Annotated in this window: 9 protein-coding genes; 7 read left to right on the forward strand and 2 right to left on the reverse strand. The window is 43.7% G+C overall.

Features of this window, described 5'->3' with window-relative positions; translation table 11 throughout:
* Positions 1-249 precede the first annotated feature (249 nt).
* Together QUA42_RS03225 and QUA42_RS03230 are read right to left on the reverse strand one after the other, a co-directional pair.
* Complete coding sequence (locus tag QUA42_RS03225; RefSeq protein WP_333135071.1) at positions 250-2586, reverse strand: polysaccharide biosynthesis tyrosine autokinase; 2337 nt, start codon at positions 2584-2586, stop codon at positions 250-252.
* A gap of 135 nt (positions 2587-2721) precedes the next feature.
* The gene (locus QUA42_RS03230; protein WP_333135073.1) at positions 2722-4194 is read right to left on the reverse strand and encodes a polysaccharide biosynthesis/export family protein; all 1473 of its coding nucleotides are present in this window, start codon (positions 4192-4194) and stop codon (positions 2722-2724) included.
* 205 nt (positions 4195-4399) lie between these two features.
* On the opposite strand from QUA42_RS03230, the gene QUA42_RS03235 reads away from it, so the two are divergent.
* From QUA42_RS03235 to QUA42_RS03265, 7 genes are all read left to right on the forward strand, one after another.
* On the forward strand, positions 4400-5821 hold the full coding sequence (locus tag QUA42_RS03235) for an O-antigen ligase family protein (RefSeq protein ID WP_333135075.1): 1422 nt from the start codon (positions 4400-4402) through the stop codon (positions 5819-5821).
* A 255-nt stretch (positions 5822-6076) separates the two neighbouring features.
* On the forward strand, positions 6077-7414 hold the full coding sequence (locus QUA42_RS03240; protein ID WP_333135077.1) for a flippase: 1338 nt from the start codon (positions 6077-6079) through the stop codon (positions 7412-7414).
* Positions 7411-8628: a hypothetical protein gene (locus QUA42_RS03245; RefSeq protein ID WP_333135079.1), complete on the forward strand. Its 1218-nt coding sequence runs from the start codon at positions 7411-7413 to the stop codon at positions 8626-8628. Before QUA42_RS03240 ends, QUA42_RS03245 begins: the two co-directional genes overlap by 4 nt.
* 19 nt (positions 8629-8647) lie before the next feature.
* Positions 8648-9589, forward strand: coding sequence for a glycosyltransferase family 2 protein (locus QUA42_RS03250; RefSeq protein WP_333135081.1), 942 nt, complete (start codon positions 8648-8650; stop codon positions 9587-9589).
* 24 nt (positions 9590-9613) lie between these two features.
* The gene (locus QUA42_RS03255) at positions 9614-10885 is read left to right on the forward strand and encodes a glycosyltransferase family 4 protein (protein ID WP_333135083.1); all 1272 of its coding nucleotides are present in this window, start codon (positions 9614-9616) and stop codon (positions 10883-10885) included.
* Between the two features lie 44 nt (positions 10886-10929).
* Complete coding sequence (locus QUA42_RS03260; RefSeq protein WP_333135086.1) at positions 10930-11838, forward strand: glycosyltransferase family 2 protein; 909 nt, start codon at positions 10930-10932, stop codon at positions 11836-11838.
* A gap of 1 nt (position 11839) precedes the next feature.
* The gene (locus QUA42_RS03265; RefSeq protein WP_333135088.1) at positions 11840-13000 is read left to right on the forward strand and encodes a glycosyltransferase family 4 protein; all 1161 of its coding nucleotides are present in this window, start codon (positions 11840-11842) and stop codon (positions 12998-13000) included.
* Positions 13001-13005: the final 5 nt, after the last annotated feature.

Below are 13005 nucleotides of genomic sequence, written 5' to 3' on the forward strand. Positions count from 1 at the left end.
TGCTTTTCCTGATTGAGATTGCGCTTTGCTAGATGTAGTTTACCCACTTTTGCTGATTTCTCAATCATTTTCTGAGTAATTACCGCCAAATTTAAAGATCCGCGCAATCTCGGTTGACACACAAGGCTATGTCCGTTAGTCTATCATTTTCTTTCTCAAATGGTACTATTATCCAAAAATGAGGGTATAGCTTGGTTGTGCGTTTCCGGTTGAGGACGGCGGCGCTCGGCCGCCTGCATCAACATTTGTCTACTTAGGATTTTTCGTACCTAAAGCCGATAGTTTTTGGTCGTAGAGCGTGTCTAAAACGACCGGGCGCTGGCGGTAGCTGTGACCGGTGTTTTTGCAGCCATTAGCAACGATTCCCAAGACGGAAGCTCCAGAAATTTTTAATTCTTCTAAAACTTTGCGAACTTGCGCTCGGTCTGTTTGCCCAATTTGGACGACCATAATCGTAGCGTCTGTGTGAGCTGCGATCAAGTGGGTGTCTGCCAAGCCTGCTAGTGGCGGGGTGTCATAAATTACTAAATCAAAAAATGCTTGAAATTGCTCCATCAGATACTGCATTTTTTTGGAAGAAAGAAGCTTGATCGGATCGGGGGGAATTTGGCCGGCGGTGAGTACGAACAAATTTTCTTGGTTCGGGGCTCGTTGAATTGCGTCGTTGAGGCTGAGATCCGTGGAGATGGCATCGCCCAGGCCACGCACGTTTGGCAGTCCTAACTTAGCGTGCAGTTGCGGGCAGCGCAAATCTGCATCTACTAACAATACTCTCTGTCCGACTGCTGCTGCTGTGGCTGCCAGGTGCAAAGCTACTGTAGATTTGCCGTCTCCGGCTACGGCTGAGCCGACTAAGAGCGATCGAATCGCCGTGCCTGCACTGAGCAAGTGAATGTTCGTGTAGAGCGATCGAAATGCTTCTAAAAATTGATAGTCCAAGTCGCTCAAAATACTTGGTCCCCCGCTCATCGAACCAGTATCTCTAGGTTCGCCCAGTTCGACTACTTCCACTTTCGAGTTCGATCGAGCCGATGTTAGTTTTCTCTGTCTGGCTGGCGGTCTGCGCTTGACTTTTTTGGTAAACGGAATCGCCCCGAGTATTGGCAATCTTGTGGCCATTCTCAGTGATTCTGGAGTGTGGAACACAGTATTTAGTACCTCTACGAGCAAGCCGACTGCTATGCCCAGTAGACTGCTTAAAATTACTGCCAGCGCTAACTGTTTTTTGGTTTGTTTGACGGTAGCTGTTATAGGCCTGCCAAATTTGTCTAGCGGAATTTCCGGAGGATTTATCAGCACCCAGGGTATTTGCTGCTGAGCCGCATCAATCCGCAAGGCTTCTCGTTTTGCCAAGAAGTCCGACAAACTCTTAGTAACTACTTGCAGTTCCCGCTGTAAATTGTCGTATTGTCGGGTTGTAACTGAAAAGTTTCTGATTTTTTGGTTGAGAGCATTTTGCAAAGCAGTCATTTCGCGATCACGCGCTTCAACTTCTTTAATTTGGGTTTCTAAATTTCCCATCACCACTTCTCTTGCTTGTTGAGTGGCGGTTAAAACCAGTTCTTCCCGACTTTTTCGCAACGCTAAAACTGGCAAACTGTCTTCTCTGTACTGAGCTAATTTTAATGACAATTCCGAGTCGATTCTCTGAATTTGACCTAAGAGTGCGCCGTAAGCTTGTCCTTGGGTCATCAGCAGCCCTTGAGGGTTATTTTCGTTGAGTAGTTTTTCATAGCTTTGGTAGAGGTTTCGCATCCCTTTTAGCTGAACTCTAATTTCTACTTGCTTACCCCGAATGCTTTGAACTTGTTCAGACAGAGATTTTCCCTCTATCTGAGGTTCAAACAAGTTGCTTTGCTGCCGCAGTCTTTGGACTTGCAGTTGCAGAACTTCCACTCTTTCTCGGAGCTTGGGCATCTCCGTATCTATAAATTTAATACCTTGATTAATGCCCATCAGCCGTTGCTGCAAGCTGTAATCTAGATAAGCTTTAGAAATTTTGTCCAATACGCGGTAAATTTTTTTTCGGTTTGAATCTTTGTAGCGAACTTGTAAAATTTTTGTGCCTTGCTGTTTGCCATCTTTCGTGTAGCTGATGCGCTGGATCGACATTTTTGAGATCAGTTCGCTATAGTTCATTTTGGGATACGAAGCCCGCAATTCCTCAATCACTGGCTGCATCATTTTGGGACTTCGCAAAATCCTAATTTGGGTTTCGTAGTCTAGTAAGCTAATTCCTTCTATATTAATTCTTGCTAAGTCGGCAGCTTGGGTGTTGTTTAATTGTTTGGATTGCAAACCTTCAGCCGTGGCTGGTTCTACTAACAGGGAAAAGGAGCCTTCATACTCGACCGTTATGCTTTTAGAAGTGGCGACGATCGCTGTTCCTGCCAGGGCGCTCAAAGCTATGGTGGCTGCTGCCATGACCAGGAAGCGACGGCGCACGACGCCTAACAGCCAGGACAAGTCTAGCTTTTCTTCTTCTCTCTCCTCTACGAAGTGATCTCTGTAGTTCTGAGCCGATAACTCAGGCAGTTTGGCATTCGATTTGGGTGTGAAGGGTTGGTAATCTTGTCTGCTATCCATATTCAGCCAGGGTATTTTTGAGGTTGATGTTTTTGAGGTTGATATTTTTGAAGCGGCCAGGTCGCGGCTGGGTAATCTTATTGTTTCGTTTATTCTAGCCTTTGCCAGGAATTATCCACCTCACCCGCCGCCTTCTTACCTGAATAAAAATCGGAGAACGTTTATAAAATTTAACACTCCCGTAGCTGGCCCGACAGGTCCTATTACAGCGTTCATGCGATCGACAAAATTGACGAGCCCCCTGCGAGATACGATAATCATGTCGTTGTTGCGAAGTTGAGGATTTGTTTCTTCGTTAATTCCTTGAGTTAAATTGACTTCGATCGTCCGTTTAGTAGCTGTACCGTCGTTATTGAGGCGGACTAGCTCAACTTTATCCCTTCTAGCTCTGGTATTCTCGTAGCCAAAAAATCCTCTGGAAATTAAAGCTTGATTCAGTGTGGCATTAGCTGGGAGCCTTAAGGGATCGAGGGATGTTCTGAGTTCTCCTACTACATAAACGTTAATGCCGACGGGGGCAAAGTTAGTGTTGGCGAGCACACCAGCTTCTGCAGGGTTGACGATCGTAGCTTTGGGAACGATGATCGTGTCTCCCTCCTGGAGGATGGTATCTTGGGCGCCGTCGCCGGACTCTAGGAACTGCCACAGGTTGACTGGGATAATTTGTTCGCCTCTTCTGGTGACGCGCCGCACTTGGATTTGCCGGATGTCGGCATCGGAGGTGATGCCGCCGGCTAGCTGAATGGCCCGGATGACGGTGGGGAAACCTTCGCGGCTGAGGTCGTTTGTGGTGTTGCCACCGATGACGACGTAAGCCCCTGGGCGGGTGACTTGACCAACAATGGAGATCGATCGAGGTTTTTCTGGGGGTGGCGAAAAGTTTGCTGTGGCAAATTGACGAGCTTCTGCTTGGTTGAAGTTGGCGACTGTGGGAATCACGATTGTGTCTCTGTCTTGCAAAATGATGTCTTGAGAGATGTCTCCTTCTTGCAAGAATTTCCACAGGTTGACGTTGAGCACTTGATCGGGGCCGTCTCGTTGGGGACGGCGGACGCGGATGTTGCGGATGTCGGCGACACCCGTGACGCCTTCTGCGAGTCTGATCGCTTGGGTGACGGTGGGGTACTGGACACTCGGCGAGGCTCCCGGCCCAGGAGTTAGGGTAATAGTGAAGTTTCCGGGCCTGGTTACTTCTCCGATGACGCCGACGTTGAGAGGGCGGGCGGCGACGAGGCTGACTGTGACTATGGGGTCTTTGAGGACGCGGCGGTAGGCGTTGCGGATGATGTTGGTGGCTTCTACTAAGGTGCGGCCACGGATAGAGACCAAGCCGATCAGGGGCAGGTTGACTGAACCGTCGGAAAGGACTTCGTAGCCGCGGCTGAGTTCGGGTACTTCGAGTATTTCTACTTGGATGCGATCGCCACCGCCGAGTTTATAGCTTTCGGGCGCTCTCCTAACGGGCGGAACCGTCTGGGCTTGGTCTGCGCCTAGGGGGATGGGAAGTTGTGCCGGGGTGCTTCTGGCGTCAGCGATAACAGTGGAAGCAAACAAGACAACACCCACAACCGACCGGGCTATCTGTTTTGGAAAATGGGTGTTAACCATACACCACCTAATTTTATTGACTATGATTTATATAAGTGTAGCCTTTTGAGTGCGGGGCAAAAAGCTCATTATTTTAAGCTATCGCCGAAAAAAGGATGCTCTATTTTGGCTTTATCGCTAATTTCTGTGTTAGCGTGGTTGCGGGTTGACGGCTATATTTTATATCTATATAATTTGATATTGTTGATGACAAAGGAAAGCAATTATGACTCAACCAGTGTCTATACCAAATATGGTGAAAGAGCTGATTTTAGGTACTTCTTCCTTGACATGGATGCTAATTGCTATAGTCGTGATAGTAACTCTACTATTATTTCAATTTGCTAGTTATAAAAAAGTAGGTTTGGCTTTAGAAAAAAGCTTTGCTGGGGTTTACATTTTTATCTCTCCATTTCTGACACAACCTCCTTTTAATTACTTGCATTTTGTTAACTTGAAAGATCCCGATGGTGGAATCTTAAAACTCATACCTTATTTTTTTTACCCCTGGGTAGTATTAATTTTAACTTCAAGGGTTAAAGTTTTTAGTAGCAATTTTATAGAGATTTTTGCCAAGATATTGAGGATGAATCCTTTTTTTTTACTTTATACATTACTTCCATTACTATCTACATTATGGTCTCTAGTTCCTGAAGAAACTCTAAGAGCAGGGCTAGCTTTTTCAGGATTTACTGCTTTCGGGTTTTACATTGCAGCCCAATATAAATGGGAGGATTTATCTCGTTTTTGGCGCTGGGGATACACGGCAATCGGTTTGGCAAGTTTTGTAATGAAACCCCCTGGATCAGGCGATTTTGTCGGCTTAACCCAATCTAAAAATTCTTTGGGGGGAGTCTTAGCTCTCTGTACGGCATTTTGGTATTTGCACTATTCTCAAGGAGCTAAAACTCAGAAAGACCGCTGGATTGCTTTGGGAATGATGTTCTTTTCATTTTACCTAGTAAGGGCTAATAAATCGGGATCTGCTCTAGTGATTACTATCATATTAATAATTGCAGTGTCCTCACTAAATTTTTTAAAAAAATTAACTTTTCAGTGGGCATTTACTGCGATTATATGTTTCCTGGTCGTCAGCATAATTATGACTGTTTTTGTAGTAGACAACCTAGAGGATATTATTGTAGGTGGGTTAGGCAAGGACTTGACTCTAACTGGGCGGACAGAATTCTGGCCGCAGTTAATGGCTGCCGTCAATCAGCGTCCCTGGTTTGGCTACGGATACGATGGATTTTTTCAACAAGATAAGTTAGGAGCGGGTACTCCTGCTTATTTTATTTATACTCCTAGTGGATTTCAACCTGAAAACCCTCACAATGGGGGGATTGGGATATTGTTAGCCTTCGGTTGGCCGGGATTAATTTTAATGATGACTTCCTTGCTGCTCAATTTAGCTTACGCAGTTCGGTATTTGAGTCGTAGCACGTTGGAAGGAGCGGGAATACCTATTTGTTTTCTAGTCTCTATTATTATGAGCAACATCACAGAAGGTTATATTATAGATATAGGAAATCCTTGGCTGAGTTACGTAATGTTGACTGTTCGACTTGCGATAGATAATGCTAACAATAGTTCTAACATTAGCACCAGTAACCCTCAAAGGCGTTCTTTAGCTCGCACTGTCCATTGAAGTAAGCTTTATTGGGCGGAGCGTGGGTCAAGTTGGGGAACATCTCATATTTGTCAAAACACTTCTTCTGGCTCCTTCCTTCTTCCTCTTTCCTTCTGCCTTCTGCCTAAAAACTCCAATTTCTAGGTCTGCTGCAAAAGTGAGATGTTCCCTCAAGTTGTGATATGTTGTTATAGGATCAACCAGTCTAGTTTTGCGAGATTGCCGACCCTGCTAGAACCGCGTTTGTGTTTTGTAAAGATTTAAAATATTCTGATGCTAGATAAGTTAACTGCGGTCAGTCAAAGGCTCGGCCCTAATCTGCGCCAGGTACTCAGCAACATAGCTTGGCTGTTCACTGATCAAATCTTGCAGATGGGTCTAGGCCTGTTTGTCGGCCTTTGGGTAGCTCGCTATCTTGGTCCGACACAATTTGGATTGCTCAACTACGCGATCGCCTTTGTGTCGCTGTTTAGTTCGGTGGCAACGATGGGGTTGGGTACTCTGGTAGTGAGGAATATCGCTCGCGACCCAGAATGCAAAAATGAGACCCTGGGAACGGCCTTCGGACTGCAATTTACTGGTGGCTGCATCACTTTGTTGTTAACTGTCACCGTGATTGCGCTAGTCAAGCCCAACGACACTCTGACTCGGTGGCTGGTAGGTATCATCGCAGCAGGAACTATCTTTAATGCTTTTGAGGCTATCAATTTTTGGTTCCAGTCCCAAATCCAGTCAAAATATACAGTGTTGGCTAAAAATTCGGTATGTTTTTTAGTTGCTGCTGTCAGAATTGCGTTAGTAACAATTAAAGCCCCCCTGCTTGCCTTCGCCTGGGTTAGATTGACAGAGGTCGCATTGGTAGGAATCGCTTATGTATATTTTTATAAGCTTACGGGGAATAAAATTAAGGATTGGCACTTCAGTTGGGAAAAGTGTAAGGAACTGCTATCGGAGAGTTGGCCAATAATTTTGTCGGGATTTGCAGTTTATGTGTACTCAAAAACAGATCAGATAATGCTCGGTGCGATGAATAAAAATGCCGAACTGGGCTATTATGCTGCCGCTGTTAAAATTTCGGAAATCTGCGATTTTTTGCCGATGATCATATCCAGCTCTATTTTTCCCAAATTAGCGAATTTGAGAAAGACAAATTATGAAGAATATCTAAATAAATTTCAAATTTATTCTGATATAATGATATTTTTGTGGTTGGGAGTTGCCCTACCCATATCATTACTTTCTCCCTGGATAGTGCATCTACTTTACGGTGACAAATATGCACAGTCAGCAGCGGTGCTTGGAATCTATGTTTGGGCGCAATTTGGCAGTAACTTTGGAGTAGCACGGAGCACATATTTAAACATAGAAGGTCAGTTGCGCTACGGTCTTTATTTGACTGTAGTCGGATCTACTTTAAATGTAGGGTTGAACTTTTTGCTGATTCCTAAGTATGGAGCTTTGGGAGCAACCACAGCTACTCTGATAACTTATTTTTACGTAATTATATTAGTCAATTTCTTGATTAAGGAATTGCGCCCATTCGCAACTTTCATCTGGCGCTCGCTTAACTTATACAAGGCAGCTTGTAGAATCAGAGGATTAGTAAAGTGATTCAAATTAAACCTAAAATCGAACAGCGCTCGAATTGCCCCTATTGCGACACTGAACTCAATGCCAAAAAAATTTTGTGGCAAGGGATACATATTGTTCTGGACTGTAAGTGTGCGGGATGTGGTAGCGAAATACTCGACGAGTTAAGAGTAGGTCATGGAGTCAGAAACTCTGTCCAAGTTGATACAAACAAAGGTGAAGTTTTTGCAAAATTTGCTAACATAAAAGAATGGCTAGGCAAACCATTACTCAATTCACTCCAAAATCCTCACTCAGAAAAACTGGAGATTGTAAAAGAGATTTTTAAACCCAGCAAGCGGGTAATTATCTTAAACTGTATCGATCATCTTTATGGTCATTCCCTGCTGAAGTTGCTAAATGCACAAAGGCACTTAGAATGCAACTCGGACTTCGGGTTAGTTGTGATAGTTCCTAAGTTTCTAAGGTGGATGGTTCCTGATGAAGTTGCAGAAGTCTGGACAGTACCTATTTCTTTAAAAAATGGTCAAACTTACTATCCCAGCTTCGCCGAGTTTGTAGAGGAAGAAACTAAACGCTTTGATGAAATTTATGTCAGCGAAGCCCATTCTCATCCTAGCCAGTTTGACATCACGCGGTTTACTAGAGTTCCCAAACACAAATTTGAGGAGCCAGAAACAAGAATCACTTTTATTTGGCGGGAAGATCGTTTATTAGTTAACGGTTTGCTGTTCCGAATTCTGAAAAAGCTAAATCAACGAGAAAGGGCATTGCCATTGCAAAATTTAAAAATTCAGCAGTTATTTGAGAAAATTAGGTTGCAAGTACCAGAAGCAAAATTTGCAGTAGCTGGTTTGGGGACAAAAACTAAGTTTCCAGAATGGATTGAAGATTACAGAGTGGATAGTTTTAATGAAAAAGTTGAAAAGGAAATATGCCGTGTTTATTCACAAAGCCGCTTAGTAATTGGTCTTCACGGCTCTAATATGTTGCTACCTTCGGCTCATGCTGGTATGACAATTGATTTGATAGATGAGCGTTGGGGGAACTTTGCCCAAGATATTTTATACCAAGAACGTGACCCCAGAATGGCTAGTTTTCGCTATAGATTTTTGCCCTATCAGACTAGCAATGATACACTGGCATACATAGCGGCTGTGATGCTCCAGAAGTGGTTTAATTTTAAATCACAGATGACTGCTGAGCTTGTTAATTCCGATGTTGAAGACTACTAGAAAAAGTATAGTCGCATAAATGTTCAATTACCAAATCCAAACACCCGTCGCTTTTATCATCTTCAAACGTCCAGATACAACGGCTAAAGTATTTGAGGCAATTCGTCATGCCAAACCTCCCAAATTGCTAGTAATTGCTGACGGCCCACGTCCAGATAGGCCTGGAGAAGATCAAGAATGTGCTGCTGCTAGAGCTATTATTGACCAAGTAGATTGGGACTGCGAAGTTTTGAAGAATTACGCAGACGTAAATCTCGGTTGTCGCCTGCGGGTTTCTAGCGGTATGAACTGGGTGTTTGATCAAGTGGAAGAGGCAATTATTCTTGAGGATGACTGTCTCCCTCATCCTACTTTTTTCCGCTTCGCTGAAGAATTGCTGGAGCGTTACCGAGACGATCAGCGGATTCTGTCAATCTCTGGTCAAAATGTTCAGTTTGGGCGAAAAAGAACTGATTATAGTTACTACTTTTCTCGCTATAATCACTGCTGGAGCTGGGCGAGTTGGAGGCGAGCTTGGCAGCATTATGATTTAGATATGAAGTTGTGGCCGGAAATTCGGGATGGTAATTTTTTGATGGATGTACTAGGAGACTCCCATGCTGTAAAAGTTTGGACAAATACTTTTCAGCTTTGTTATGAAAAAAAATTACAGAGTTGGGCTTTTCAGTGGACATTTGCTAGTTTTATTCAAAATGGTATGAATATTCTTGCAAATGTCAATTTAGCTTCTAATATCGGACATGGTGTAGGGGGAACTAATACGGATGATGTCAACAGTCCTTATAATAATATGCCTGTAGAAGCTATAACATTTCCCATGAAACACCCAGCCTTTGCCATTCGGGATGTGCAAGCAGATAATTTTACGGAAAACACTTTATATGATTACGATCCGCCCTTGCTAAGGAAGGTGCAAAAAAAAGTCAATAAACTTTTGAAAAAATCAGGCAAAGTCACCTAGAAATTTAGAGGAGAGGCAGGGGAAATGAAAGTTGTACTTCTCAATAGTTCTGATAGTGAAGGGGGGGCTGCCCGCGCCGCTTATCGACTCCACCAAGGTTTCCAGGGGATTGGTGTGTCTTCGCAAATGCTGGTAAAAAATAAGAGTAGTGCCGATCGCAATGTAATTTCGTCACAGAATAGTATTGCGAATAAGTTTGACAAGATTATTTCAACTTTATCTAACGCACCATTGCGGCTCTACCCTAAGAGAAACCCCGTTATATTTTCTACAGAACTGCTGCCAGACGCTCTATCGAATCGACTGGATCTACTCGCTCCTGATATTATTAATTTACACTGGGTTTGTGGGGGCTATTTACAAGTAGAAAGTATTCCCAAGTTTAAGCAGCCCTTAGTTTGGACGCTGCATGATATGTGGCCTTTTACAGGTGGCTGTCACTATAGTGAAGATTGCAATCGCTACACTCAATCTTGTGGTAGTTGTCCGCAACTTCACAGTAATAAAGATTCGGATTTGTCGCGGTGGGTGTGGCAGCGGAAAGCTAAAGCTTGGGATAAGCTTAACCTAACTTTGGTTAGCCCTAGTGTTTGGTTAGCGAAATGCGCTCATTCTAGTTCTTTATTCAAAGATTTTCGAGTTGAAATAATTCCTAATGGCATCAATACTCAAAAGTACAAACCCATAAATCGTCACTGGGCGCGAGAAATCCTGAATTTACCTCAAGATAAACAAATTGTACTCTTTGGAGGTGCAAGTGGAACAGGCGATCGCTGGAAAGGATTTAACTTGCTCGTACCCGCTTTACAAAGCCTCAGTAAATCAGGCTGGAAAGATCGGATAGAGTTGCTGGTCTTTGGCTCTTCTCAACCCGAAAATCCCATTGAACTGGGTTTTAAAACTCACTATTTGGGGAAACTCGCAGATGATATTTCCCTAGCAACGGTTTATGCAGCAGCAGATATTTTTGTCGCCCCTTCCGTGATAGATAACTTGCCCAATACAGTCATGGAAGCCCTTGCTTGTGGCATCCCCAGCGCCGCATTTAATATTGGGGGACTGCCCGATCTGATCGAACACTGCTCCAATGGCTATTTAGCTAAACCTTATGAAACAGAAGACTTAGCGCGAGGAATTGCTTGGGTTTTAGAAGATCCCAATCGGCATCAAAAACTTTGTATTCGCGCCCGCCAGAAAGTGGAACAAGAATTTACTTTAGACATACAAGCAAATCGCTATTTGTCTGTTTTTAACGATCTTGTGTCCACTCCAAAGAAAAAATCAGATTTTACGTAGTAAATTTTACCTGGCTATCGCTAAAAGCCACCAAATTGCGAATAATGAACCGTACTAAAATCGCCGCCCTTTTAACTTGCTTCAACCGCAAAGAGAAAACATTAGCTTGCTTACAGGCTCTTTTTAAGCAGGCACTTCCAGCAGATGTTGATATTTTAGCCTATTTAGTCGATGACGCTAGTACCGATGGCACCAGCGAGGCAGTTCGTCAAATCTATCCTCAAGTCAATATTTTTTCCGGCGATGGGAACTTATTTTGGAACGGGGGAATGCGTGGGGCTTTCACCGAAGCAATGAAAGATGATCCCGACTACTACTTATGGTTAAATGATGACACTCTTATTTATCGAGACACCGTAAGTGTCTTGCTAGAAACAACTCAAAAATTATTAGAAAAAGGAGAAACCAAAGCCATCATTGGCGGTTCTACCTGCGACCCGGAAACGGGTCAAACAACATACGGAGGTGTTGTGCGAAATAACCCTTTGCACCCCTTCCGATATGGTATCCTCGAACCAACAAAAGAGCCTCAGGTGTGCGATACTATGCACGGCAACTGCGTATTAATTCCCCGCAGCGTTGTGCAAAAGGTCGGCAACCTCGATCCAGCTTTTGTCCATTATATTGGCGATTGGGATTATGGTTTACGAGCCAGACAGAAAGGATGTACAGTTTGGATCGCTCCTGGCTATTTAGGAACTTGTTATCTCAACCCCCAGGTGACCAAAACGGCTGCTGATAATTTAAGTGAAGGATTAGATAAAATGAGTAAACCCAAAGGTTTATCCTTCAAAGATACTACTCTGCAACCGGCTCAAGAGTGGAAAGTATTTACTCAGCGGCATGGTGGCTGGTTGTGGCCAATTTATTGGCTGCTACCTTATCGCAGGTTAGTTTGGCTTTCAGTGTTGAGTAAACTGGGATTGACTAAAAACAAAACTCAAGGTGAATAGGATGGTTGATAGAAATGAACTCCGCATTGCTTGGCTTGTCCCGGAAGTGGAACTGGGAGCTTACTGGCAGCCTGTTTTGAGGGAATTTACAAAAATTTTTAAGAATACTGTATTTTATACTGGTCGTGTTTGGTCTGGGTTCGATCCTACGCTGCCGGGAGCATCGGCAATTCAGTTGGTAGGGGAGACTACATTTGTCGAGACGGAAAAGATAGAAACAGGATACGATCGCGGATTCATTGTAGTATCGCCTAGTATTATCGGCTATTTACTAAAATTTAGACCTCACGTGGTCTTTCCCCAAGCTTTCTCTTTGTGGACTGTAATTGTTGCGTTTTTAAAACCGCTACTGAGGTGGAAAATTGCGATCATTTACGATGGTAGTTCCCCAAATACAGACTTTCGAGATTCCAGTTTTAGGACATTTGTGCGCCGCATTCTTGTGCGGTTTGCCGATGCTTTTGTTGCCAATAGCAATGCAGGTAAAAAATATCTGATGGAAGTTCTAAACGTACCGGAGGATAAAATTTTTACCCGAACCTATCTCGTACCTGATGCGGGAGCGTTGCTGAAACGATTAGATCAAACTCAGCCACCCAACTTGCAGTTAAAACGCCCGATTTTTCTATATGTAGGGCGCATAACGGCGAGAAAGGGAATTAAAACGCTTTTAGAAGCTTGCGCTATTCTTAAAAGTCTAGGTTATGTTGATTATTCGCTGTTAATTATTGGCAAGGGAGATCAGCGGGAAGAACTGGAAGCATTTATTAAAGAGTGCGATTTTGAAGAGCAAGTCATGTGGGCGGGATGGGTGGAATATGGAAATTTAGGTGCTTATTTTCAGCAAGCTGATATTTTTGTGTTTCCTACTTTTGAGGATGTCTGGGGTATGGTTGTACCCGAAGCGATGGTGTTGGGAAAACCTGTATTGTGTTCAAATGGTGCAGCTTCCTGTGAGTTAATTATTTCAGGGGAGAACGGTTATATTTTCGACCCTAGCAGTGCTCAAGACTTAGCGGCTCAAATGCAAATTTTTCTAGATGATCCTGATTTGATTGAGTCGATGGGAGAGCGTTCACGACAGATAATTTCTCAAAAAACTCCCGAAACAGCAGCTAAAGCTTACGTCGAAGTTACATCTTTTTTGATGGAGAATAGGTGAAGCAA

The sequence above is a fragment of the Microcoleus sp. Pol11C2 genome (assembly GCF_036701505.1).
Classification (GTDB): Bacteria; Cyanobacteriota; Cyanobacteriia; order Cyanobacteriales; family Microcoleaceae; genus Microcoleus.

Coding starts and splice junctions, on each gene's coding strand:
- QUA42_RS03255 (WP_333135083.1), top strand. CDS start 9,614: ATGAAAGTTGTACTTCTCAATAGTTCTGATAGTGAAGGGGGGGCTGCC.
- QUA42_RS03240 (WP_333135077.1), top strand. CDS start 6,077: ATGCTAGATAAGTTAACTGCGGTCAGTCAAAGGCTCGGCCCTAATCTG.
- QUA42_RS03265 (WP_333135088.1), top strand. CDS start 11,840: ATGGTTGATAGAAATGAACTCCGCATTGCTTGGCTTGTCCCGGAAGTG.
- QUA42_RS03230 (WP_333135073.1), bottom strand. CDS start 4,194: ATGGTTAACACCCATTTTCCAAAACAGATAGCCCGGTCGGTTGTGGGT.
- QUA42_RS03235 (WP_333135075.1), top strand. CDS start 4,400: ATGACTCAACCAGTGTCTATACCAAATATGGTGAAAGAGCTGATTTTA.
- QUA42_RS03260 (WP_333135086.1), top strand. CDS start 10,930: ATGAACCGTACTAAAATCGCCGCCCTTTTAACTTGCTTCAACCGCAAA.
- QUA42_RS03225 (WP_333135071.1), bottom strand. CDS start 2,586: ATGGATAGCAGACAAGATTACCAACCCTTCACACCCAAATCGAATGCC.
- QUA42_RS03250 (WP_333135081.1), top strand. CDS start 8,648: ATGTTCAATTACCAAATCCAAACACCCGTCGCTTTTATCATCTTCAAA.